The sequence below is a fragment of the Cupriavidus sp. SHE genome (assembly GCF_000812445.1).
In the GTDB taxonomy this organism is placed as follows: Bacteria; Pseudomonadota; Gammaproteobacteria; order Burkholderiales; family Burkholderiaceae; genus Cupriavidus; species Cupriavidus metallidurans.
Genome location: NZ_JWMB01000039.1, coordinates 81,326 through 104,200, shown reverse-complemented (window position 1 = coordinate 104,200; position 22,875 = coordinate 81,326). Strand labels below are relative to the sequence as shown.

The window sequence follows — 22,875 nt, the reverse complement described above, 5'->3', positions numbered from 1 at the left end:
ATCCTGGAAGCTGCCTCAGGATGAAGCGAAGCGGTTCTGGCCTGGAGCGGGGCCGCAGACAGTACAAGCGGCATGGCAAGGCCCCGCAACGACGCCGGAATCCTTTTGAAACGACTTCCTAATGGCTTGCCAGGGCTTCCTAGTGGCCGTCGAAATTGCAGACCGTGAACAGCGACAGGCCGCTGGCTTGCAAAAGCTTGGAGCCGCCGAGCTCAGGCAGGTCGACGATCGCCCCGCCTTCCACCACCGTTGCGCCAAGACGCTCCAGCAGCTTGCGGCCCGCCATCATCGTGCCGCCCGTGGCGATCAGGTCGTCGATCAGCAGCACGCGGTCTCCCGGCTTGCAGGCATCGGCATGGATCTCCACGGTGGCGCTGCCGTACTCGAGCTCGTATTCCTCGGCCACCGTCTGGAACGGCAACTTGCCTTTCTTGCGGATCGGCACGAAGCCCAGGTTCAGCTCGTACGCGATGATCGATCCGAGGATGAAGCCGCGCGCGTCGATGCCAGCCACGAGGTCCAGGTTCTGGTCCATGTAACGGTGCACGAAGACGTCGATCAGCACGCGCAGCGTCTTGGGGTTCTGCAGCAGCGGCGTGATGTCGCGGAACATCACGCCCGGCTGCGGCCAGTCCGGCACGGTGCGGATGCGGTCACGCAGGTAACCGGTGACATCGCCAAGATCGGGGGACTGGATGATGGAGTTCGACATGAAAGAAACTGGAAAGTGAAATTACGCGCGATGCGGTAACGGGCTACCACCCGTGTCCAAAACCATCGCCGCACAATGGCCCGGCAGTTTGAACATCCGCAACCCGCAAAGATACAGGAGACAACCGTGGCCAAGAAGATCTTGATGCTGGCTGGCGACTTCGCCGAAGACTACGAAACCATGGTGCCGTTCCAGGCACTGCAGATGGTGGGCCACACGGTTCACGCGGTCTGCCCGGATAAGAAGGCTGGCGACCACTGCGCCACCGCCATCCATGACTTCGAAGGCGACCAGACCTACACGGAGAAGCGCGGCCACAACTTTACGCTGAATGCCACGTTCGCGGACATCGATCCGGCGCGGTATGACGCCCTCGTCATTCCGGGCGGCCGCGCCCCCGAATACCTGCGGTTGAATGCCCGCGTGCTCGAGATCGTGCGCCACTTCGCCCAGGCTAACAAGCCGATCGCCGCGGTCTGCCACGGCGCGCAACTACTGGCGGCAGCCGGCGTGCTCGAAGGTCGCACCTGTTCCGCCTACCCCGCCTGCGCGCCCGAGGTGCGGCTGGCCGGCGGCAAATATGCAGATATCCCGGTCGACCAGGCCCATACCGACGGCAACCTGGTAACGGCGCCGGCCTGGCCTGCCCATCCGGCCTGGCTGGCGCAGTTCCTTGCAGTGCTTGGGACGCGAATCGTAGAGTAGAGGCTTCCGAACGTGGCGCGGGCCATCGGGCCCGCGGCCGCGCCGCACGGAGGTATCCATGTGTGAGATCTTCATCCGGGCCAATCCGGATTCGTACCAGACCCAGTCCCGATCGTTGCGCCTGCACGGCATGGCCACCAGCATCCGGCTGGAAAACCTGTTCTGGGAGGTCCTGGAAGAACTGGCGCAGCGCGACGGCATGACCGTCAACCAGTTGCTGACGCGGCTACACGACGAACTTGCCGAACATCGCGGCGAGACGTCGCTGTCGGCCAACTTTGCCTCGTTCCTGCGCGTGTGCTGCATGCGCTACCTGCTTCTGCAAAACGAGGGGCGCATCCCGGCCGATACCAGTGTGTCGATTCGGTCACTCGATGCGCGAGCCGTGCTGGATAGTCTGCCCGCGTCGTGGGTGGAGGCTGGCAGTTCGCCGTTGCCACGATCAGCCAGAGGCGAGCACGCCTCTGCCTCTAGTTCTAGTCCTTGATCAGCCGTTCCTCGGCCGACTCCAGCGCCTCGGGCGTGCCACGCAGCACCACGATGTCGCCCGGCTCCAGCACGGTGTCCGGCTCGGGGTCGAAGGCGCGGATGCCGCGCCGGCGCACCGCCGTGACTTCCACGCCGATCCGCTCCAGCCCCAGCGCGCCCAGGCGACGCCCCACGGCCGTGTGTTCTGGCCCGAGGGACACCGCGTGCAGCCGCACCGTGTCCCGCTCCACCATGTCTTCCTCGTCGTCACGGCCGTGGAAATAGCCGCGCAGCAGGCTGTAGCGCGCGTCGCGCGCCTGCTGCACGCCCCGAACCACACGACGCATCGGCACGCCCAGCAGCACCAGCGCGTGTGAAGCCAGCATCAGGCTGCCTTCGATAATTTCCGGCACCACCTCGGTCGCGCCCGCCTTCTGCAAGATGTCCAGTTCGGAGTCATCGACGGTCCGCACCAGCACCGGCAGCGCCGGCGCCAGCTCCTGCACATGGTGCAGCACCTTCACCGCCGACGGCGTATTGGCATAGGTCACCACCACCAGCGCCGCGCGGTGGATACCGGCCGCGATCAGCGCCTCGCGCCGGCCGGCATCGCCATAAACCACCGTATCGCCCGCCGCCGCCGCGTCTCGCACGCGATCCGGGTCGAGGTCGAGCGCCACGTAGGTGATGCCCTCGCGTTCCAGCATATGGGCCAGGTTCTGGCCACTGCGGCCGTAGCCGCAGATGATCGCGTGCTTCTCGGTCTGCAGACTCTGCGCCGCGATCCGGGTCATATTTAGCGACTGCAACAGCCATTCGTTCGCGGCAAACCGCAACACGATCGCGTCGCTGTACTGGATCAGGAACGGCGCGGCCAGCATCGACAGCAGCATCGACGCCAGGATCACCTGGATCAGCACCGGGTCCACCAGCCCCATGCCATCGATCTGGTTCAGCAGCACGAAACCGAATTCGCCCGCCTGCGCCAGCCCAAGGCCGGTGCGGATCGCCACCCCCTGGCGCGAGCCGAACAGCCGCGCCAGCGCTGCGATCAGCACCAGCTTGAACAGGATCGGCACGATGAGCAGCGCAAGCACGAGCCAGACGTGGTCGAACACCACCCGTACGTTCAGCAACATGCCGATCGTGACGAAGAACAGCCCGAGCAGCACGTCCCGGAACGGCTTGATGTCCTCTTCCACCTGATGGCGGTAGGGCGTTTCCGAGATCAGCATCCCCGCCATGAACGCGCCGAGTGCCATCGACAGGCCCAGCCGCTCTGTCAGCGCGGCCATGCCTAGCGTGACCAGCAGCAGGTTCAGCATGAAGAGTTCCTGCGACCGGCGCGCCGCCACGACGTGGAACCAGCGACTCATCAGGCGCTGGCCCAGGAAGAAGATCGCGCCGAGGGCCACGGCGATCTTGACCGTGGCCAGCCCCAGCGCGAACGCCAGGTCTCCCGGATCGCGCGACAGCGCTGGGATCACAATCAGCAGCGGCACCACGGCCAGATCCTGAAACAGCAGGATGCTGATGATGTTGCGCCCGTGCTCGCTTTCCAGCTCCAGGCGCTCGGAAAGCATCTTGGAAACGATGGCCGTGGACGACATGGCCAGCGCGCCACCCAGGGCCACGGATGCCTGCCAGGACAGCGGGAACAGCCAGTTGAACATCCAGCTCGCCGGCACCACAGCCAGCATCGACAGGATGACCTGTGATCCACCCAGCCCGAACACCAGCCGCTTCATCGCGCGCAGCTTGGCCAGGCTGAATTCGAGCCCGATCGAGAACATCAGGAAGACGACGCCGAATTCGGCCAGGTATTTGGTCTGGCCCGAATCGCTGGCCAGGCCGAGCGCGTGCGGGCCGATCAGGATACCGACCGCCAGATACCCGAGCATCGGCGGTAGTTGCAACATGCGGAACGCCACCACGCCAAAAACGGCAGCGGCCAGCAGCACCAGGGTCAGTTCCAGCGGAGAATGCATCGGCGATTGAAAAGTACCAGCCAGGCACGCGCGCCGTCCCGGCATTTGCGCCCTGCCGGCGAAACACGGCAAGCGCGGCGGTCGTCAAGGCGGCAAAAGGCTGGAAAGCCGGGCCAGACGCCATCGCATTCGTTGGTATACTCCGACGCCATGATAGCCAATTTCGATGCGGATCGAGCACTCCGGCTCGCCCGCCAAACCCTTGAAATCGAAGCCGAGGCCGTTTCCGCGCTGGCCGGAAGGCTCACGCCCGCGTTCACGAAGGCGGTGGAGATGATTCTCGGCTGCACCGGGCGCGTCGTCGTGTCCGGCATCGGCAAGTCGGGCCATATCGGCCGCAAGGTGGCCGCCACGCTGGCATCCACCGGCACGCCGTCCTTCTTTGTGCATCCCGCCGAGGCCAGCCATGGCGACCTCGGCATGATCACGCGCGACGACGTCCTGATCGCTTTCTCCAATTCCGGTGAAACGGCCGAACTGCTGGCGATCATTCCGATCGTCAAGCGCATTGGCGCCGGGTTGATCTCGATTACCGGGAACGCCGAATCAAACCTGGCCAAACTGTCCAACGCCCATCTCGATGGTGCTGTGGCACAGGAAGCCTGCCCGCTGAACCTGGCCCCGACCGCCAGCACCACCGCCGCGCTGGCACTGGGCGACGCGCTGGCCGTGGCGGTGCTCGACGCGCGCGGCTTTGGCGAAGACGACTTCGCGCGCTCGCACCCCGGCGGCGCGCTGGGCCGCAAGCTGCTCACCCACGTGCGCGACGTGATGCGCACCGGCAATGCGGTGCCCGCGGTGCGTGAAAGCACGCCGCTGGCCCAGGCCCTGATGGAAATCACCCGCAAGGGCATGGCCATGACCGCCGTGGTGGACCCCGACGGCCGCGCCGTGGGCGTGTTCACCGACGGCGACCTGCGCCGCCTGCTGGAAACGCCGCGCGACTGGAAGACCGTGCCGATCGGCGAGGTCATGCACCGCAACCCCCACACCGTGCATCTCGACAAGCTCGCCGTGGAAGCCGTGCAGATCATGGAAACGAACCGCATCAACCAGTTGCTCGTCGTCGATGACGATGGCCACCTGGCGGGCGCGCTCCACATCCATGACCTGACCCGGGCCAAGGTCATCTGATCAATGCCAGACTTCCTGTCCAGAATCACCGGCCTGGTCATGCGGCTGCTGCCGCTGCTGCTGATGGCGATCGTGGCCGGCAGCACGTTCTGGCTCGTGCAGATCAACTCGCCGCATGAAGCCACGGCGCAGGCGCAGGTCAAGCGGCACGTCCCCGACTACTATATGGACCGCTTCTCGGCCACGGAGCTGGCCGAGGATGGCAATACCAAGATCCGCTTCACCGGCGTGAAGATGGTCCATTTCGAGGACGACCAGACCTACGAGGTGACCACGCCGGCCATGCGCAACTACGAGCCGGATCGCCCGCCCGTTACCGCCAACGCGAATCGCGGCGTGATGAATGCCGAGGGTTCGATCATCGACCTGTACGGCAATGCGTTCATCGTGCGTCAGGCGGGTACCGATGTGTCGAAGGACCCACGCATGACGGCGGCGTCGCAGTACTTTCAGCTACTGGTCAACGACGACATCGTCAAGACAGACAAGCCCGTGGAACTGACGCGCGGACCGTCGGTAATGAACGCCAACGGCCTGATCTTCAACAACGTCACCCGCGAAGTACAATTGCTGGGTAACGTTCGCGGCACCATCATCATGAATTCGCCGGGGCAGGCCAGCGCCCAGTGACATCGGGATTTGCGCCCCACCGTCCGCCTGACTGCTGCCTTCCCCTTTCAGCAAAGCCAAAAATGACTGCTTCCCTGACGACATCGTCCTGTCGCCGCACCGCGCCCGCCCTGATGGCGGCCATCGCCGCCATCGGCCTGTTCCTGGCCCAGCCTGCTTTCGCCGAGCGCGCGGACCAGACCAAGCCGCTGGTGCTGGAAGCCGACAATGCCAGCTACGATGACGTCAAGCAGATCTACACGCTGACCGGCAACGTGGTGCTGACCAAGGGCACGATGGTGCTGAAGTCTGATGCCGCCGAACTGCGCACCGACCCCGAGGGTTATCAGTACGCCATCGCCACCTCCAAGCCGGGCCGCCAAGCCTATATCCGCCAGAAACGCGACGGCGTGGACGAGTACATCGATGGCTGGGGCGACCGCATCGAATACGACGGCAAGTCGGAGATCAACAAGCTGATCGGCAATGCACGCGCGGCGCGCGTTTCCGGTGTCGGCGCGAAGATCCTGGATGAAATCCGCGGCGCGGTAATCACGTACGACAGCCGCAATGAGTTCTATACCGCAACCGGCGGCGACAACAACGCGTCCGCCGGGAACCCTTCTGGCCGCGTGCGCGCCGTGCTGTCGCCGCGCGCGAACCAGGCCAGCGCGCCTGCGGGCGCGCCGCTCGACCTGAAGCCGTCCTCGCAGCCGGCCAAGCCCTGACCGTTTCAAGCTCCATCCGTACCCGATGAACGATACCGCCACGCTCGCCGACCAGGCTTCTTCCGCCCCATCCACGGATAGCAGCACGCTGGTCGTGCGCCATCTGAAGAAACGCTATGGCTCGCGCACCGTGGTCAAGGACGTCTCGCTCGACGTCAAGAGCGGCGAGGTCGTCGGCCTGCTCGGCCCGAACGGCGCGGGCAAGACCACGTCGTTCTACATGATCGTCGGACTGGTCGCGCTGGACGAAGGCGATATCGTGCTCGATGGCCAGCACATCAGCGGCCTGGCCATCCACGAGCGCGCGCGCATGGGACTGTCTTACCTCCCGCAGGAAGCCTCGGTCTTCCGCAAGCTCAACGTGGAGGAGAACATCCGCGCGGTGCTGGAACTACAAGTGGTCAACGGCAAGCCACTGCCCAAGCAGGAAATCGATCGCCGGCTCGACTCGCTGCTCGATGACCTGCAGATCGCCCACCTGCGCAACAACCCGGCGCTATCGCTGTCGGGCGGCGAGCGCCGCCGCGTGGAAATCGCGCGCGCGCTGGCGTCGGCGCCGCGCTTCATCCTGCTCGACGAACCATTCGCGGGCGTGGACCCGATCGCCGTGGGCGAGATCCAGCGCATCGTCAGCTTCCTGAAGGCACGCAACATCGGCGTGCTGATTACCGACCACAACGTGCGCGAAACGCTGGGCATCTGCGACCACGCATACATCATCAGCGAAGGCACCGTGCTGGCCGAGGGACAGCCCGAGGAAATCATCGCCAACGAGTCCGTGCGACGCGTCTATCTGGGCGAGAACTTCCGCATGTGATCAAGCGGCCGCGACGCCGCTTTGCAGCATTCGTCAACTTGCCGTTGGCGATCACGAAGTGCCAGCGATAGGTGATAGCAATTTCCGTTCCAACAACGGGAAGATGCGCATAGAATAGGTCGCATGAAACCATCGCTTCAGCTTCGACTTTCCCAGCATCTGGCTCTGACTCCTCAACTGCAGCAGTCCATCCGGCTGCTGCAGTTATCCACACTGGAGCTGCAACAGGAAGTCGAGCAGGCGCTGACCGAGAACCCGCTGCTCGAACGCGAGAACGACTGGATCGAAAGCCCGCTGCGCGTGGCCGCGGACGGGTCGGTCAACTTGCAAAGCGCCCCGGCGCCAGCATCTTCCGAACCGCAAGGTAACGGCGACGATCGCACGAACGGCGCCAATGGCGAAGACGACAGCTACGGCGACAGCGCGAGTGACGATTACGGCAGCGACTGGAGCCTGGACGATTTCGCTCGCCGCCCTCAGGGCGACGATGACGAGAAGTCGCCGATGCAGCTTCGCGAAGCGGAACCCACGCTGCGCGAATACCTGATGGAACAGCTCACGCCGCTGAAGATCTCCACGCGTGACAAGGGCCTGGCCATCTTCCTGATCGAGTCGCTCGACGACGACGGCTACCTGGGCGCAACGCTCGACGAGATCTGTTCGGAACTGCCCAAGGAACTCGAATTCGAAGTCGATGAAGTGCAGGCGATACTGACCCTGCTGCAGAGCTTCGACCCGCCTGGCGTGGGTGCGCGCAACGCGGCGGAATGCCTCACCCTGCAACTGCGCCGTCTGCAACATCCGCAGCGGGACCTTGCATTATCGATCGTCAACCACCACCTGGAATTATTGGCCGTGCGTGACTACACGCGGCTCAAGAAAGCCCTGCAGGTTGACGAAATTGCACTTAAGGCCGCGCACGATCTGATCCGCTCGCTTGCACCGTATCCCGGACATGCCTACAGCCGTCCGGAAGCGGACTTCGTGGTACCGGATGTGTTCGTGCGCAAGAGTGGCAGTAGCTGGATCGCGCAGCTCAATCCCGACGTGATGCCGCGTCTGCGCATCAACGACATGTACGCGCAGATTTTGCGCGGTGCAAAAGGGGAAGCGGGTGCGGCCGGGCTGCAGCAGAAGCTCCAGGAGGCGCGGTGGCTCATCAAGAACATTCAGCAGCGTTTCGACACGATCCTGCGTGTTGCGCAGGCAATTGTGGAACGTCAAAGGAACTTTTTCTCGCACGGGGAAATCGCGATGCGCCCCTTGGTTTTGCGGGAGATTGCCGATACACTGGGTCTACACGAGTCGACCATTTCCCGGGTGACTACGAATAAATACATGGCCACGCCGATGGGTACTTTCGAGTTGAAGTACTTCTTTGGTAGCCACGTCTCCACGGAGACTGGCGGCGCGGCCTCATCCACGGCGATCCGCGCGCTGATCAAGCAACTGATAGGAGCCGAAGAACCCAGGAATCCCCTTTCCGACAGCCGCATCGCCGAGTTGCTGGGCGAACAGGGCTTTGTGGTCGCACGCCGCACGGTGGCCAAGTACCGCGAAGCGCTGAAGATCCCCGCAGTCAATCTCCGCAAGACTTTGTAGCCGAGCCGCAACCGCCTGCCTGGTGCGGCTCTTTCAGAAGGAGAAGCGCTATGAACTTCAAGATCAGTGGACACCACCTCGACATCACGCCGCCGCTGCGTGAGTATGTGGAAACGAAACTGGAGCGAATTGTCAGACATTTCGATCAGGTCATTGGCGTAAGCGTGCTGCTATCCGTAGACAACCATAAGGAAAAGGACAAGCGTCAGTACGCGGAAATCAACCTGCACCTCAAGGGCAAGGACATCTTCGTCGAAGCGCATCATGAAGACCTTTATGCTGCAATCGACTGCCTGGTCGACAAGCTCGACCGCCAGGTGATCCGCTACAAGGACCGCGTGCAAGGGCATGACCGGGAAGCGGTCAAGTACCAGATGGCTGCCGAACAACTACAACAACAATAAGTTGGCGGCGACACCAGGTCGCCCCTTAGAGGATAGATAGGAAGAGCAAAGCCGCGCATCTGCGCGGCTTTTTTGATGGGCGCGAGGCGGACGCGCCGCTGGCGCACCCGTTACCCAAGTACCAGCCCTGCAACATTTGGTCAGCCGAGGGTGTTCGCAACTGACGCCGCTCGGTGTATGCTGCGCCATACAACAACTACAGACAGGACGGCCCCGGACAACCGGCCCGGCATTCCGCGTGGCGAAAGATCACGCGATAGCGGGCGCAGTTTTCTGGGTGGGCAATCCGACCGGCAAGCTCGCGGCACCACTCGCGGCGCCGGCGCCGCAGCGCACAAGTGCGCAGTGGCCCTGCTCTATAATGGCCGGACGCTCCAATGCGGGCGTCCTTTTGCGCTCAATAGCCTGAATTGCCCAACGCAGCGGGACGACTCATGTGCGTCGGCTCGCCTTTCTGACTCCTCGTGCATCGCCCATGAATCGTTTGGCCAAATTGCTGCCACCCGGCAACATTAATCTCGACGTCACCGTCACCAGCAAGAAGCGGGTCTTCGAGCAAGCCGGGCTCCTGTTCGAGAACAACCATGGCGTAGCCCGGGCCACCGTGACCGACAACCTGTTCGCGCGCGAATCGCTCGGGTCTACCGGTCTTGGCGCCGGCGTCGCCATTCCGCATGGCCGCATCAAGGGACTCAAGCAGCCTCTGGCTGCCTTCATGCGCCTGGCCGAGCCAATTCCGTTCGAATCGCCCGACGGCAAACCGGTGTCGCTGCTGATCTTCCTGCTTGTTCCCGAGCAGGCCACCCAGCAGCACCTGGAGATTCTTTCGGAAATCGCCCAGTTGTTGTCGGACCGCGAAATGCGTGAAGGACTGGCCACGTTACCCACGCCCGAAGCGGTCCACGAGTTACTGACCCAGTGGCACCCCTGACACGACGGCAGGCCAGCGCAGCCTGACGCGATACCCGCGATACAGCCCCTCCCGAAAAGTCATCCCGCATGGAACTCACCGGCGTCACCTCCCAGTCGATCTTCGACGATAACGCAGCCGACATCAAACTCTCCTGGGTCGCCGGTCTGGAAGGGGCCGATCGTGCCTTCGACGTGGAATTCGCGCGGGAGGCAACATCGGCTGCCGATCTGGTCGGCCACCTGAACCTCATCCACCCAAACCGGATTCAGGTGCTCGGTAAACCCGAGATCCTTTACTACCAGCGCCTCGACGACGAACCCCGCAAGCGTCAGATGGGCGAGCTGATCCTGCTCGAGCCGCCATTCCTGGTGGTAGCGGATGGCATGGAGCCGCCGCCCGATCTGGAACTGCGCTGCACGCGCTCGTCGACTCCGCTGTTCACGACGCCGGTATCCTCGGCGGCCGTCATCGACCACCTCCGCCTGTACCTGTCGCGCATCTCCGCGCCGCGCGTCACCATGCACGGCGTGTTCCTCGACATCCTCGGCATGGGCGTGCTGATCATGGGTGAGTCGGGCCTTGGCAAGAGCGAACTGGGCCTGGAACTGATCTCGCGCGGCCATGGCCTGGTGGCCGACGACGCCGTCGATTTTGTGCGGCTTGGCCCGGATTTCATTGAGGGCCGCTGCCCGCCGTTGCTGCAGAACCTGCTTGAAGTCCGCGGCCTGGGCCTGCTCGACATCAAGACGATCTTCGGTGAGACCGCCGTGCGGCGGAAGATGAAGCTCAAGCTCGTGGTGCAATTGGTGCGCCGCAACGACGGCGAGTTCGAGCGCCTGCCGCTTGATTCCCAGTACCTCGACGTTCTTGGCCTCCCGATCCACATGGTGAAGATCCAGGTGGCAGCCGGCCGAAACCTCGCCGTGCTGGTGGAAGCCGCTGTCCGCAACACGATACTGCGCCTGCGTGGCATCGATACCCTGCGCGACTTCATGGACCGTCAGCGGGCAGCAATGCAGGCTGACGTGGTTTCCCGCGGCCAGGGTCGGCTGCTCTGATCAGACAATTCCGGCGGTTTTGTGAAACGCCGGCGTCGCTTTCAATTGCTTACAAGCGGCCGGCCTCCCCTCGTCAACGCGCTTTGGGCGCGCGCCGTTTTGTGCTTCAATGGGCATCGAGCCCAGTCCGGTACCGCCAGCCGCCGTGCTGCATCCTGAAGGTCGGCGTCCGGCCATGATGTGTTTCCACAGCCAGGAGAGAAGCATGAAGAAACTGATCGCGATGTGCGTGCTGGTTACCCCTCTGTTCGCCACGGGCGCGTTCGCCCAAGGCGCCTCGGCCCCGGCCGCTGAAAAGTCTGGCAAGGCCCCGACCGCGCAGCAGGAAAAGATGTCGGCCTGTTCCAAGCAGAACAAGGGCAAGAAGGGCGATGACTACAAGAAGTCCATGAGCGATTGCCTGTCGGGCAGCGCGGCAGCCACCGCGCCGGCCGCACCGAAGACCCAGCAGGAAAAGATGTCGGCCTGCTCGAAGGAAAACAAGGGCAAGAAGGGCGACGACTACAAGAAGTCCATGAGCGATTGCCTGTCAAAGCCGGCGGCCTGATCGCCAGATCTGACAGATCCCATGGCAATGATGGCGAATCGGCGACGATTCGCCATTTTGCTTTAAGGAAGGTGTCATGACGCCGCCATCACGCGATGCTATGCTTGCATCGCTATGCGGATCATCCTTATCACCGGAATTTCCGGCTCGGGCAAGTCAGTCGCGCTGAACGTACTGGAAGACGCGGGGTACTACTGCGTCGACAACTTGCCGGCCCAGTTCATCCCCGAACTCGCCTGCTATCTGGCGGATCAGGGCTACTCACAGCTTGGTGTCGCCACCGACATCCGCAGCCGCGAATCGCTCGCGCGACTGCCCGATACGGTGCGAGAGCTGGCCGCGAACCATCAGGTACAGGTGCTGTACCTGACCGCCAGCACCGATGCGCTGGTTCAGCGCTACTCGGAAACGCGCCGGCGCCACCCGCTTTCGGCACAAGTCGAAGTTGGCACGGCCGCTGGCACGCCCAACGATACCTCGCTGATCGAGGCCATCGAGAAGGAGCGGGAGCTGCTAAGCCCGCTGGCGGAATCGGCCCACCGCATCGACACCAGCAACGTGCGTACCAATACGCTGCGCAGCTGGATCAAGGAACTGATTCAAGACGAGAACGAGAACAAGAACAGCCAGCAGCTCACGCTGCTGTTTGAGTCGTTCGGGTTCAAGCACGGCGTGCCCAGCGACGCCGATCTCGTCTTCGACGTGCGCTCCCTGCCGAACCCCTATTACGATCTCGCGCTGCGCCCGCTCACTGGGCGCGATGCGCCAGTCATCGACTTCCTGCAGAGCCAGCCGATGGTGCTGGCCATGGCCGAGGATATCCGCGCCTATGTGGAGAAGTGGCTGCCGAGTTTCATTGCGGACAACCGCAGCTACCTGACAGTCGCCATCGGCTGCACCGGAGGCCAGCACCGTTCCGTGTTCATCGCGGAAAGACTTGCCAACTACTTCCGGGCACATGGTAATGTGCTGGTCAGACACCGCGAGTTGGCCCCCGCTAGCTGACGCGCGGCGCCCCGCCGTTTTCCCATGACTGGAGCCGGCCAACCGCATGTCGACCTTTCTTTCCGGCACCGCATCCGATTCCGCTACCCTGGATGCGCTGCCGCTGTTCCCTTTGCACACGGTCCTGTTTCCAGACGGCCGTCTGCCTCTCCGTGTATTCGAGAAACGCTACGTCGACATGGTGCGCAATTGTATGCGCGACCATCTGCCGTTCGGCGTCTGTCTGATTGCCACCGGAGAGGAAGTCGCGCAGCCGGGCCAGACCACCGAACCCGAATCCATCGGCTGCCTTGCGGAGATCGTCGATTGCAACGTGGAGCAACTCGGCGTCCTGCTGATTGAAACGCGCGGACGCCAACGCTTCCGGGTGCTGTCCCACGCCACGCGCGATGACGGCTTGCTCGTGGCGAACGTGGAACTGCTGCCTCCGGATGTCATCGACTGCAAGCTGGAATTGCTGGGCGAGTGCCTGGCCGCGTTGCGTCGAATCGTGACCTCGCTCCACACGGATCAGCCCGACAAGCCGAAACTGCCCTTCGGAGAGCCCTATCTCTGGGACGATCCGAGCTGGGTGGTCAACCGGCTGTGCGAGTTGTTGCCGGTGCCACTCAAGGCCAAGCAGATGCTGATGGAGCTACCTGATGCCGGCGTGCGCATCGAGATCGTGCATCGCTACATGCGACAGCACCACATCGTCTGAGCCGCCTTCCGAGCGGGCAAATCAGAAGAGTCCGAACCTCGCCTGATCTTCCAGCAGCTTGCGCACCGGGGCCGGGGTGCCAAGCATATCGAGATCGTCAAGAGACAGCCACCGGCTCGCGGCATCACCTTCAAGCGCGACAGTGTCCAGATCGACGCGAATCGCGCGAATCAGCAAGCGAAAATGGGTAAACACGTGCGTCAGCTCGCCAGCCAGATACGCGCGCGCAGGCGAGCCATACGCGCGGGCTAACTCCAGCGCCGACTCCTCGGCGGCCTCCGAATCGAACGGTACCGTGTCGACCGGCATTTCGGGCAGGCTCCACAACCCGCCCCAGATGCCGCTGCTGGGACGCAACTGCACCAGCACATCACGTCCATGCCGGACGATCAGCATCACGGTGCTGCGCTCCGGAATCGCCGCGCGTGGCTTCGGCGTGGGCAGCACGGCGGTGAGGTTGTCCTTGCGGGCCACGCAATCGGCCACGAGCGGGCACGCCTCTGCGTCGGCCAGACAGGCTGGCTTGCCGCGCGAGCAAATCGTGGCGCCGAGGTCCATCAATCCCTGCGTGTAGGCCACCATGTGATCTGCCTGATGACGTCCGGCAGGCGGCAGCGCCTGTTCGGCCAGCGCCCACATCCGATTTTCGATCGCGCGCTCGCCGGGATAACCGTGAATGCCGAACACACGCGCGAAGACGCGCTTGACGTTGCCGTCGAGGATCGGAGAACGAACGCCGGCACTGAACGCCGCGATCGCCGCAGCCGTGGAGCGACCGATGCCGGGCAGCGTCACGAGCACCTCGGGGTCGGTCGGAAACACGCCAGCGTGCTCATCCACCACGGTCTTGGCGCAGCGATGAAGATTGCGCGCGCGCGAGTAGTAGCCCAGCCCGGCCCACAATGCCATGACCTCGTCGGCAGACGCTGCCGCCAGAGCGGCAACCGTGGGCAGCGCCGCAACGAAGCGCTGGAAATACTCGATCACCGCTGCCACCTGCGTCTGCTGCAGCATGATCTCGGACAGCCAGATGCGGTACGGATCGCGTGTGTTCTGCCAGGGCAGGTCGTGTCGGCCGTGCTGGCGCTGCCACGTCACCACGCGCATACCGAAATCGGATGGCACGGCGAAGGTTTCGGGCATGGCGGGGGCGGCGGCAGGCTTGCGGGGCATTGCGGGATCTTGAAAAGAAAAAGCGCCGCTCAAAGGCGGCGCCACATGATACATCGGCAGTTGCAATACCCTTCCCAGACGGCCGGGCCTGCCCCCTCCCCCACAAGTGGACGAGGGGGGAACGCTCCCGACTACGCCGCGCGCGCCGTTGCTTCCGGGGGCGCGTCCACCAGCCTGCGCGCAAAGCTCTCGATCTTGGTGCTCCGCTCATCGAGGCCGTTCAGCACTTCCTCAAGTTCGGCAATGCGCGATTCCAGCGTGTCCGTGGCCTCGTGGATGCGCTCGATCGAATCGACGCGTCGGCGCAATTGCTTCTGGTGCTCGCGTACCTGCGCCTCGAGCGGCGTCATCACCGACTTCAGCCAGATCTCGATATCGCGATTCAGATCACGGAAGTTCTCGAGCACGCGGCTGGCCATCGTCGCGAACGCGTTCTGCACCAGTTGCGGACGCGAGCGCGTCAGCATGTGCACGGCGCCGAAATGCGTGTTCACCAATTGCAGCGTTTCCTGCAGTTCGTTGGTATAGCGCGATGTCACGAAGTGCATCGGCGAAGGCAGCGTGAAACCATGTTCGGCATTGAAGCGCCGATACATGCTTTCCACGAGCTGATGCAGGCCGACGATCTTCTGATCGGCGTCGGTAATCAACGCGGTTAGCTGGCCGAACAGCGCTTCCATGTCCTCGCGCAGGCCGCGCGAGAAGAAGCGCTCCTTCATCTGCTCGCGCGCATCGCGCATCGTGCGGCGCACGTCGCGCAGTTGCAGGCTCTTGATGATGTCCGCGCTATGCCGCCCGAAGACCAACCGCAGCGCCTGGAATTTCGCGATGCTCTGCTCGAACTCCTCCTTCTCGCTCTGCACGCGCATCAGCATGTGCTTGACCATCGCATGGTTCTTGCCACGCAGGCCGCGTAACTCGAACAACTGCTCGACGATATCGCGCCGGCGGCTCTGCAGCAGTTGCTGGGCGCCGCGCGACATCTCCTGCACCAGGCGCTGTACCTGATCGGCCACGATCTCGCGCCGCTGCGGAATGAGCTGATCCGACAGCACGTGCTCGAACTGCATCAGGTTGCTGCGCACGAGCATCGGCTCGTCGTTGGTGACCTTGGCCACCAGGCCCTTCTGTGCCGATACCGGGTAGACCCGGCGTTCCTCGATGCCGAGTGTCTGCGCGGTCGTACGGACCTGGCGCGAAATCTCCGACGCAATCTCGGATGATGACTTGAGCGGGTCCCAGAGACCATCGATCTTGTTCAGCACGGCCAGGCAGCCGCGGCGATGGCCGGCGCCCACATGGCTGCGCCAGAGATCGAGGTCGCTCTTGGTCACGCCGGCATCGGCGGCCAGCACGAATACCACCACGTGCGCATCGGGAATCAGGCGCAGCGTCAGTTCAGGCTCGGTACCGATCGCGTTCAGGCCCGGCGTGTCCAGGATCACCAGACCCTGGCGCAGCAGCGGATGCGGGAAGTTGATCACCGCATGGCGCCAGCGCGAGATCTCCACCATGCCATCGGCGTCCACTGCCCAGGCGGCATCCGGATCGTTCTCGTTGTACAGGCCCAGCGCCTCGGCCTCGGCCGGGCTCACGCGCGTGGTCTCCACCACGTGCTGGAACGCGGCCAGCATGCCCTCGGGCGACGACGGGTCGAGCGGTACCGTGGTCCAGTGAGAATTCGCCGAACCGGGCTCCATGAAGTCCGCCGTGGACGCGTCCTGCAGACGCGTCTCGATCGGCAGCAACCGGATGCACGGCACCTCGTTCTCGTCGTAGCGCAACTCCGTCGGGCACATCGTGGTGCGGCCCGCCGACGACGGCAAGATGCGCCGACCGTAGTCGGCAAAGAAGATGGCGTTGATCAGTTCGCTCTTGCCGCGCGAGAACTCGGCGATGAACGCGACCTTGAGCCGGTCGCTCCTGAGCACGTTCTGGATGCGCTGCACGCGGTCTTCCGCGGTGGCGTCATAAAGATCGTATTGCTGCAGCCAGGACTGGAAGTCGGCGAGAGAATGAAGAACCCCGGTTCTCCAGGCGCCATATTGTTCGAATTGCTGTGCGAGGCTCGTCATGGAGTGGTTCGCTTTTCGGCTCGGATTATTGGTTTCGGGCTCGTATTGCACAACTGGCCCCGGGATGGTTCCACTGACCCTGCGGTCCCTTGGCAAGTCGACGGCCAGGTCCATGTCCCATTGGCAGGGTGGCTTGGCGCATTTTGTAACTTTTTATGTCTGCGCACACGATACAGGTTTCTTGCACGATTTTGTGGAATTCACGCCCCTTACGGCATTCCACTTGCGCGAGTGTTGCGCCGACCCATCGGCAGGCGATTTCAACAAGAAATCCAGACCGGTTCGGCGCGTGCCAGACCGGCCCGGACAGGCTTTGCGCCCCGGTGACCGATCAATGCTGGCAGTGCGGGCAATAGAACGTCGATCGCTGGCCTTGCAGGATCTGACGGATCGGAGTGCCGCAAATACGACATGGCTCGCCGGCACGATCGTAGACAAAACAGTCGAGCTGGAAATAGCCGCTGCTGCCGTCGCTTCCTACGAAGTCGCGCAATGTGCTGCCGCCGCGTGCAATGGCCTCCGCCAGCGTCTCGCGCACGGCCACGGCCAGCTTCTCGCAACGCGCCAGGCTCAGCCGCCCAGCCTGCGTGGTCGGCCGAATGCCGGCGCGAAACAGGCTCTCGGAACAGTAGATGTTGCCAACGCCGACGACCACGTCGCCCGCCAGCAGAGCCTGCTTGATCGCCATGGAGCGCCCGCGCATGCCTCGATGAAGCCAGGCGCCGTCGAAGCGCGGGTCGAAGGGCTCGATGCCGAGCCTGCTCAGCAGCGGATGCCCGGGCAGGTCCGATTCGGCAAGCGGAGTCCAGAGAATGGCGCCGAAGCGGCGCGGGTCGCGGAAACGCAGGACAACCGGCTCTGCCTCCGCGGTATCTGGGCCGGCAGCCAGCAACAGGTCGAGATGATCGTGCGCGCCCGGCGCGGGCGGAGCAGGATAGACGCGCAGCGTGCCCGTCATGCCCAGGTGCACCAGCAGCCAGCCCGGCGCGGCGTCCTCGCCTGTCCCCGCCCGGGTCGCGTCGGCCGGCGGCAGGCATTCCAGCAGCAGATACTTGCCGCGTCGCTCGATACGGCCGATGATGCGGCCCGTCAGTCGCGCCTCCAACTCCGGCTCGACCGGCCAGCGCAAGCCCCGGTGGCGCACGATCACGTCGGCAATGCGGCGGCCCACTACGTGCGGCAGCAATCCGCGCCGCGTGACCTCGACTTCCGGCAGTTCTGGCATCGCCCCCCCTTTAGTCCATCCGCCGGCCGGCAGCAGGCTTCCGGACCCTTATCAGCCCTTATCTAATCAGTTCCCAAGAACCTCTTGCCTGTTTTTCTGATCCAACGAGGCAGGATTTGCCCTGCCATGTGACCGGAAGCGGCGCGCATTGTGCGGGTTGCCGTACGTAGCCAACCCAAGGGCGCCGGGCAAGGCAAGCAGCGCATTGTAGCGGCAGGCTACAATGCCTCCATTGACTGCAACGCCCCCGCGCGCCGGAGCATCGATTTCATGCAGGACCATCTTTCGTCCTTTCAGGCCATGCGCCCGGAATCTTCGCAAATGAAAGCTTTCACTGTCACCGGTCCGACGATTTCCCCCGCCGGACGTTTCCGTCGCCATGCGCGCGCCTTGGGCGTGGCCGCGTGCCTGGCGCTGGTTTCGCTCGCTTCCCATGCCGCACCGGCCAAGGTTGCCCAGAACGATGACGAGGTCATCGACGTTCCGGCGCCGTCGTCGGCAGCACGCGTGCAGCGGACGCCGCTACCCAATGTTTCGCTGTCGCCGGACATCCTCTACCGAGTGCTGGCGGCGGAAATCTCACTGCAACGTGGGATGGCCGGCGCGTCATACCGGACCTATATTGATCTCGCTCGCGAAACGCGTGACCCGAGACTGGCCCAGCGCGCCACCGAAATCGCATTCAACGCGCGCAGTTCGCAGCAGGCGCTGGATGGCGCCCGGCTCTGGTCCGAACTGGCGCCGAAATCGCCGGCGGCAAGCCAGGTCCTGGCAACTCTGCTCGTGCTCAACGGACGCTGGGAGGAAGCCGAGCCCCTGCTGAGCCGCCAGTTGGCGACGGCGCCAGCCGCGCATCGTGGGGACGCCATCCTGCAATTGCAGCAGCAGATGTCGCGCACGAGTGACCCCGCAGGCGCAGTCGCCGTGCTCCAGCGCCTGACCGCCAACGATTCGAAGCTGCCGGAAACCCACCTGGCCCTGGCGCGTGCGCAAGAGATCGCCGGAAACAGCCAGGGCGCACTGACCGAGCTTGATGAGGCACTTCGGCTCAAGCCGAATCTCGAGGCTGCCGCGCTCATGTCTGCGGAAATGCAAGCCGAATCGGCCCCTGACAAGTCGATCGCGGTGATGAAGCGCTTCCTGGCCAAGTCGCCCTCGTCGGTCAACGGCCACATCACGCTGGCAAGGCTGTATCTGCAACAGAACGACATGGATTCGGCCCGTGCCGAGTTCGAGGTCCTGCGCAAGGTTGCGCCGACCGATCCGCGCGTGCCGCTGGCTCTGGGACTGACCAGCCTGCAGGCGCGCAGTTATGACGATGCCGAACGCTATCTGAAGGAGTACCTGCAGATGGCGGAGAAGTCGCCGGCGGCCAACCCCGACATCGCGTACCAGTACCTGGCGCAGATCGCCGAGGAAAAGAAGGACTATCCCGCGGCAATCGACTGGCTCGACCGCATCGAGGACCCGCGCCTGACCTTGGCCGCGCAGGCCAAGCGCGGCCAATTGCTGGCACGCATGGGCAAGCTCGACGATGCGCAGGCCGTGTTTGGCGACATGCTGGCCGACGCCGAAGACATCCCCGATCCCGCACAGCGCGCCCTGCGCATGTCCGCGATCCGCCAGGCCGAGGTGGCCGCGCTGATGGACGGCAAGGCGTACGACCGCGCGCGCAAGGTACTGGACGAGCGCGTCAAGGCCGAACCCGACAATGCGGACTGGATCTATGAACTGGCGATGCTCGACGAACGCGAGAAGCGCTACGACAGCATGGAGCGTGGGCTGCTCAAAGTGATCGCGCTGCAGCCTGACCAGAAGCAGGGCTACAACGCACTCGGCTACTCGCTGGCCGACCGTAACGAGCGTCTGCCGGAAGCGCGCAAGCTGCTCGAACGCGCATCCGAGCTCGGACCGGATGACCCCTACATCATGGACAGCCTGGCGTGGGTCAAATACCGTCAGGGCGAACTGCAGCCCGCGGCTGATCTGCTCAAGAACGCGTTTGCCAAGGCCCCCGAGGCCGAAATCGGCGCGCATCTGGGCGAGGTGCTCTGGCAGCTCGGCCAGCACGACGAGGCACGCAAGACGTGGAACGAGGCGGCGAAGGTCGAGCCGGAAAATCAGACGTTGATCGACACCCTGCGCCGTTACAACCAGAACGTCCTGCTGTCGAAGTAGTTCACATCAGGCAAGCACGTCGCACGCCCGGGCCAGTGCCCGGGCGGTTCGTTCTGGCGTGCGCCATTTATCCCAACACTTGAACATGCTCCGATCCCGTCGATTGGCCCTGCTCTGCCTGGCCACACCGCTCTGGCTCGCCGCGTGCGCCAGCGTCGCGCCAACGCGCGGCTTCGATGCCGGCGAAACCGCCGCCAGCCAGCTTTACACCGGCCGGTTCTCCGCCAACTACGTCCGCTACGGCCGTAACGAAGGCGTGCAGGGCAGCTTCCGCTGGCAGGAACAAGGCCGCAACGTGCGGCTCGATCTCGTTTCGCCGCTGGGTCAGACGCTGGCCATCATCACGGCGACCCCATCCGGGGCCACGCTCGACCTGCCCAACGAGGCACCGCGCAATGCGCCCGAGGTCGACAGCCTGATGGAGCAGGCGCTCGGATTCTCGTTGCCGGTATCGGGCATGCGTGACTGGCTGCATGGCCGCGCCGCGCCGGGCACACCATCGAACATCACGCGCGACGCGAACGGCCGCCCCGACACCCTGCGGCAGAGTGGCTGGACCGTGCGCTACCTGGCCTGGCAGGACACGCCCGAGAACGCCACGCCCACGACCACGCTGCCCCGCCGTATCGACATGGCACGCGATGGCAATGAATCGCCGCTGTCGGTGCGGCTCGTAATCGACCCGGAGAACAAAGAATGACCGTCGGCACGGCCCTGCCGCCACCGGAGCTGCGCAACTGCCCGGCCCCAGCCAAGCTCAACCTGTTCCTGCACGTGACCGGCCGCCGCCCCGACGGCTACCACACGTTGCAGACCGTGTTCCAGCTCATCGACTGGTCTGACACGCTGCACTTTCATCGCCGTGACGATGGCGTGATCACGCGTGTTACCGACATCCCCGGGGTGCCGTCCGATACCGACCTCGTCGTGCGCGCGGCCCGCGCATTGCAGGCGGCCAGCGGCACGCGTTTCGGCGTGGACATCGCCATCGACAAGATCCTGCCCATGGGTGGCGGCATCGGCGGCGGGTCGTCCGACGCCGCGACCACGCTGCTGGCGCTGAACCACCTGTGGGGCGTGAACCTGCCGCGCGAAGAACTGATGCGAATCGGCCTTTCGCTCGGCGCGGACGTGCCCGTATTCGTGTTCGGCCAGAACGCGTTCGCCGAAGGCGTGGGCGAGGAATTGACGCCCGTGGCGCTGCCAGACAGCTGGTTCGTGGTCATCCATCCACGGCAACATGTGCCGACCGCAGCAATATTTTCGGACGAACGCTTGACAAGGAATTCTCCAATCTCTATAGTTGCGGACTTCGCTGCTTGCACAAACAAATTCGCTTTCGGTCGCAACGATCTGGAAACGATAGCAACAGCGAAGTTCGGCGAAGTTGCCCGAGCCCTTGAGTGGCTGAAAAATTACAGTCCACATGCAAGGATGACCGGTTCCGGAGCCTGCGTATTTGCCCGCTTTGAAGACGAGCAGACTGCGCAGAGAGTGATGGAAAGGTTGCCATCCGAGTGGGATGGCAGGTGTGTGAAAAGTTTGTCACATCACCCGCTCGCAACGTTCGCATAGCAGGTTTTCGCCTGGCGATGCACTGACAGTTTAAGGTCAGCGCAACGACAGACGTTAAAGGTTGTGTAGGGGAGTCGCCAAGTTGGTCAAGGCACCGGATTTTGATTCCGGCATTCGAAGGTTCGAATCCTTCTTCCCCTGCCATTACTTCCTATAGTGTCCAGAGCGGACATGCAGAAATTCGCTGCCGGCATTGCCGGTGGCGCAAAGCCCCCCCAGTAGCAAGACAGGTGCCCCGAATGAGCGTCGAAGGCTTGATGGTATTTACCGGCAATGCCAACCCTAAACTCGCGGAGGCTGTCGTACAGCACCTCGGCATTCCGCTCGGCAAGGCTCTGGTCGGCCGTTTCTCAGACGGTGAAGTCCAGGTAGAAATCCAGGAAAACGTTCGCGGCAAGCACGTCATCGTGCTGCAGTCGACCTGCGCGCCGACCAACGACAACCTGATGGAACTGATGGTGATGGTCGACGCGCTCAAGCGCGCTTCGGCACGCAGCATCACCGCAGCCATGCCCTACTTCGGCTATGCCCGCCAGGATCGCCGCCCGCGTTCGGCGCGCGTGGCCATCTCGGCCAAGATCGTGGCCAACATGCTGGAAGTGGCCGGCGTGGAACGCGTGCTGACGATGGACCTGCACGCTGACCAGATCCAGGGCTTCTTCGATATCCCCGTCGACAACATCTACGCATCCCCGGTCCTGCTTGGCGATCTGCGCGAGAAGAACTACGGCAATCTGCTGGTAGTGTCTCCGGACGTTGGCGGCGTGGTGCGCGCCCGTGCGCTGGCCAAGCAGCTCGACTGCGACCTGGCCATCATCGACAAGCGTCGCCCGAAGGCCAATGTGTCTGAGGTGATGAACATCATCGGTGAAGTCGCCGGCCGCAACTGCGTGATCATGGACGACATGATCGACACCGGCGGCACGCTGTGCAAGGCCGCGCAAGTGCTGAAGGAACGTGGCGCCCAGAAGGTATTCGCGTACTGCACGCACCCGGTGCTGTCGGGTGGCGCGGTTGCCCGCATCGCCGCGTCCGCGCTGGACGAAGTAGTAGTGTGCGACACGATCCCGCTGTCTGACGAAGCCCGTCAGACCGGCAAGATCCGTCAGGTCACGACCGCCCCGCTGCTGGCCGAGACCTTCACCCGGATCGTCCGGGGCGACTCGATCATGTCGCTGTTCGCCGACGCCTGATCGACACTGATCGGGACGGTACTGGCAGATACCTGCTAGAATATTTGGCTTTACTGCGTTGGCCGC

At 63.8% G+C, this 22,875-nt stretch carries 22 protein-coding genes and 1 tRNA gene; 18 read left to right on the top strand and 5 right to left on the bottom strand.

From position 1 onward, the window contains the following. Positions 1–139: 139 nt before the first annotated feature. Positions 140–712 carry an adenine phosphoribosyltransferase gene (locus RN01_RS19760; RefSeq protein ID WP_011515197.1) on the bottom strand — a complete coding sequence of 191 codons (573 nt, stop codon included), beginning with the start codon at positions 710–712 and terminating at the stop codon, positions 140–142. Between the two features lie 126 nt (positions 713–838). Here RN01_RS19760 and RN01_RS19755 point away from each other — a divergent pair, with 126 nt between their 5' ends. Next, entirely contained in the window at positions 839–1,417 is a 579-nt protein-coding gene (locus RN01_RS19755; protein ID WP_017511030.1) for a DJ-1/PfpI family protein, read from the top strand. A gap of 58 nt (positions 1,418–1,475) precedes the next feature. Then, positions 1,476–1,904 (top strand): ribbon-helix-helix domain-containing protein, encoded by a 429-nt coding sequence (locus tag RN01_RS19750; protein ID WP_017511029.1) that lies wholly within the window; start codon positions 1,476–1,478, stop codon positions 1,902–1,904. On the opposite strand, the gene RN01_RS19745 is transcribed toward RN01_RS19750, so the two are convergent. Next, on the bottom strand, positions 1,894–3,873 hold the full coding sequence (locus RN01_RS19745; RefSeq protein WP_017511028.1) for a monovalent cation:proton antiporter family protein: 1,980 nt from the start codon (positions 3,871–3,873) through the stop codon (positions 1,894–1,896). The genes RN01_RS19750 and RN01_RS19745 overlap by 11 nt on opposite strands. A 150-nt stretch (positions 3,874–4,023) precedes the next feature. Between RN01_RS19745 and RN01_RS19740 the strand changes: the two genes are divergently transcribed. The 11 genes from RN01_RS19740 (at position 4,024) to RN01_RS19690 (ending at position 13,390) form a co-directional block, all read left to right on the top strand. Then, positions 4,024–5,007 (top strand): SIS domain-containing protein, encoded by a 984-nt coding sequence (locus RN01_RS19740; protein ID WP_024569509.1) that lies wholly within the window; start codon positions 4,024–4,026, stop codon positions 5,005–5,007. A 3-nt stretch (positions 5,008–5,010) separates the two neighbouring features. Then, positions 5,011–5,637, top strand: a complete 627-nt coding sequence (gene lptC / locus RN01_RS19735) for an LPS export ABC transporter periplasmic protein LptC (RefSeq protein WP_017511026.1) — start codon at positions 5,011–5,013, stop codon at positions 5,635–5,637. Between the two features lie 62 nt (positions 5,638–5,699). After that, positions 5,700–6,344, top strand: a complete 645-nt coding sequence (gene lptA, locus RN01_RS19730; protein ID WP_011515191.1) for a lipopolysaccharide transport periplasmic protein LptA — start codon at positions 5,700–5,702, stop codon at positions 6,342–6,344. Between the two features lie 25 nt (positions 6,345–6,369). Further along, on the top strand, positions 6,370–7,161 hold the full coding sequence (lptB, locus tag RN01_RS19725; RefSeq protein ID WP_011515190.1) for an LPS export ABC transporter ATP-binding protein: 792 nt from the start codon (positions 6,370–6,372) through the stop codon (positions 7,159–7,161). A gap of 123 nt (positions 7,162–7,284) precedes the next feature. Beyond that, positions 7,285–8,763 carry an RNA polymerase factor sigma-54 gene (locus RN01_RS19720; protein WP_017511025.1) on the top strand — a complete coding sequence of 493 codons (1,479 nt, stop codon included), beginning with the start codon at positions 7,285–7,287 and terminating at the stop codon, positions 8,761–8,763. Positions 8,764–8,813: 50 nt separating this feature from the next. Then, on the top strand, positions 8,814–9,167 hold the full coding sequence (gene hpf / locus RN01_RS19715) for a ribosome hibernation-promoting factor, HPF/YfiA family (protein ID WP_008650960.1): 354 nt from the start codon (positions 8,814–8,816) through the stop codon (positions 9,165–9,167). Positions 9,168–9,642: 475 nt separating this feature from the next. Continuing rightward, entirely contained in the window at positions 9,643–10,098 is a 456-nt protein-coding gene (gene ptsN, locus RN01_RS19710) for a PTS IIA-like nitrogen regulatory protein PtsN (RefSeq protein WP_017511024.1), read from the top strand. A 68-nt stretch (positions 10,099–10,166) separates the two neighbouring features. After that, positions 10,167–11,138: an HPr(Ser) kinase/phosphatase gene (gene hprK / locus RN01_RS19705; RefSeq protein ID WP_008650955.1), complete on the top strand. Its 972-nt coding sequence runs from the start codon at positions 10,167–10,169 to the stop codon at positions 11,136–11,138. Between the two features lie 205 nt (positions 11,139–11,343). After that, a complete protein-coding gene (locus tag RN01_RS19700) occupies positions 11,344–11,685 on the top strand; it encodes a PsiF family protein (protein WP_017511023.1) in 342 nt (113 codons plus the stop codon). 114 nt (positions 11,686–11,799) lie between these two features. After that, positions 11,800–12,690, top strand: a complete 891-nt coding sequence (gene rapZ, locus RN01_RS19695) for an RNase adapter RapZ (RefSeq protein ID WP_024569510.1) — start codon at positions 11,800–11,802, stop codon at positions 12,688–12,690. A gap of 46 nt (positions 12,691–12,736) precedes the next feature. Then, positions 12,737–13,390 (top strand): LON peptidase substrate-binding domain-containing protein, encoded by a 654-nt coding sequence (locus tag RN01_RS19690; RefSeq protein WP_011515184.1) that lies wholly within the window; start codon positions 12,737–12,739, stop codon positions 13,388–13,390. 21 nt (positions 13,391–13,411) lie between these two features. On the opposite strand, the gene mutY is transcribed toward RN01_RS19690, so the two are convergent. The 3 genes from mutY to mutM all read right to left on the bottom strand — a co-directional run bounded on the left by mutY (position 13,412) and on the right by mutM (position 17,863). After that, entirely contained in the window at positions 13,412–14,563 is a 1,152-nt protein-coding gene (gene mutY / locus RN01_RS19685; protein ID WP_017511021.1) for an A/G-specific adenine glycosylase, read from the bottom strand. A 131-nt stretch (positions 14,564–14,694) separates the two neighbouring features. Further along, positions 14,695–16,638 carry a dynamin family protein gene (locus RN01_RS19680; protein ID WP_017511020.1) on the bottom strand — a complete coding sequence of 648 codons (1,944 nt, stop codon included), beginning with the start codon at positions 16,636–16,638 and terminating at the stop codon, positions 14,695–14,697. A 331-nt stretch (positions 16,639–16,969) separates the two neighbouring features. Then, a complete protein-coding gene (gene mutM / locus RN01_RS19675; RefSeq protein WP_011515181.1) occupies positions 16,970–17,863 on the bottom strand; it encodes a bifunctional DNA-formamidopyrimidine glycosylase/DNA-(apurinic or apyrimidinic site) lyase in 894 nt (297 codons plus the stop codon). A gap of 270 nt (positions 17,864–18,133) precedes the next feature. Here mutM and RN01_RS19670 point away from each other — a divergent pair, with 270 nt between their 5' ends. The 5 genes from RN01_RS19670 to RN01_RS19650 all read left to right on the top strand — a co-directional run bounded on the left by RN01_RS19670 (position 18,134) and on the right by RN01_RS19650 (position 22,809). Then, positions 18,134–20,041 (top strand): tetratricopeptide repeat protein, encoded by a 1,908-nt coding sequence (locus RN01_RS19670; protein ID WP_017511018.1) that lies wholly within the window; start codon positions 18,134–18,136, stop codon positions 20,039–20,041. An 85-nt stretch (positions 20,042–20,126) separates the two neighbouring features. Further along, positions 20,127–20,741, top strand: coding sequence for a lipoprotein insertase outer membrane protein LolB (gene lolB, locus RN01_RS19665; RefSeq protein ID WP_024569511.1), 615 nt, complete (start codon positions 20,127–20,129; stop codon positions 20,739–20,741). Continuing rightward, a complete protein-coding gene (gene ispE / locus RN01_RS19660; RefSeq protein WP_017511016.1) occupies positions 20,738–21,616 on the top strand; it encodes a 4-(cytidine 5'-diphospho)-2-C-methyl-D-erythritol kinase in 879 nt (292 codons plus the stop codon). Before lolB ends, ispE begins: the two co-directional genes overlap by 4 nt. Positions 21,617–21,683: 67 nt before the next feature. Beyond that, a tRNA-Gln gene (locus RN01_RS19655) sits at positions 21,684–21,760 on the top strand. A 95-nt stretch (positions 21,761–21,855) separates the two neighbouring features. After that, the gene (locus RN01_RS19650; protein WP_008650936.1) at positions 21,856–22,809 is read left to right on the top strand and encodes a ribose-phosphate pyrophosphokinase; all 954 of its coding nucleotides are present in this window, start codon (positions 21,856–21,858) and stop codon (positions 22,807–22,809) included. Positions 22,810–22,875: the final 66 nt, after the last annotated feature.